The 1,111-nt window shown below is 41.0% G+C and carries 2 protein-coding genes; both read right to left on the bottom strand.

Going from position 1 to position 1,111, the window contains the following annotated elements; translation table 11 throughout:
* Positions 1-491 (bottom strand): diaminobutyrate acetyltransferase (ectA, locus tag R7127_RS26745; protein WP_318148741.1); only part of this gene is annotated, 491 nt, incomplete at its 3' end.
* A 301-nt stretch (positions 492-792) separates the two neighbouring features.
* A partial coding sequence (locus tag R7127_RS26740; RefSeq protein ID WP_318148740.1) for a BCCT family transporter occupies positions 793-1,111 on the bottom strand: 319 nt, incomplete at its 5' end.

Raw genomic sequence — 1,111 nt, 5'->3', positions numbered from 1 at the left:
CCTTTAAAATGGGCTTTTTCATCCAAAAAGGTGCTGACTTGGCCATGATTGCCGTTCATCGCATCTAACTTTTTGAACAACGCCCAAGAGGCTTGGTTATCTTCCGTGATGGTCGTTTCTACCGATTTAACCTCGCTCAGCGCTTCCCTTTCGAGAAGCTCCTTGAGCATACGAAATGCTAAACCGTTACCTCTGAATCGAGGTGATACGGCGACTTGCCAAATGAATAATACGTCTTGTTCGTCAGGCTTCTGATAACCCGAGATGAAGCCAGCGATGTCGCCTTTGTGCTCAACCAAAATGCTGGTTTTGCTGAAATGCGTTGACTGTAGAAAATTGCAGTAAGAAGAGTTCATGTCCAACGGAGGACAATCTGCAATTAAGCTGTAAATGCCGTCACCATCAGAGATTTTAGGTTCACGAAAAATCCATTTTTTGCTTGGGTTTTCTCCAATTTCTGGATAAAGCACCCAAGGTGCTGATGTGATCATTTTGAAATACATATCCTTTGACGTCTAATTAAATTTCGTATTTATTATGGACATTCTTTACGGTTGAAAATCAAATAATTGACGTTTTAATCTGGATCAATGTGATTAAAATCACATAAAAATAACATTTAACCTAAAATTAAAATAGTTTGAACTCTAATTTATTAAAGCATCATTTAATACGAAACAACTCAACATGAGTCAGAATGCAGTGGGGTTTCAAAGAGGGGACTTAAGGTTTTTTACATAAAAAAACGGCACACTTTCGCATGCCGTTTTAAGGTTAGTTTTGTCGTCGTGGCTATTTATCTTTTTTGACTACCTTGGTACTTGGACGAGGCTCATCCATTAGACCTTTAATCAAAGAAACTGTCGCAACAAGCAATACGATGGTAAATGGTAAGCCTGTAGTTACTGCCATCGCTTGAGCCGCTGCCAGCCCGCCACCGAGCATCAGTGCGATGGCGACTAAACCTTCAAACGTACACCAGAAAACACGTTGTGGTGTTGGCGCATCGACTTTACCACCAGCAGCAATCGTATCGATCACAAGAGAGCCTGAATCCGACGACGTGATAAAGAACACAACTACCAGAATGATACCTACTACCGATGTGATT

Source organism: Vibrio sp. 1159, from assembly GCF_033340395.1.
In the GTDB taxonomy this organism is placed as follows: Bacteria; Pseudomonadota; Gammaproteobacteria; order Enterobacterales; family Vibrionaceae; genus Vibrio; species Vibrio alginolyticus.
The sequence above is the reverse complement of the archived record's forward strand: the minus strand, read 5'-3'. Positions and strand labels throughout refer to the sequence as shown.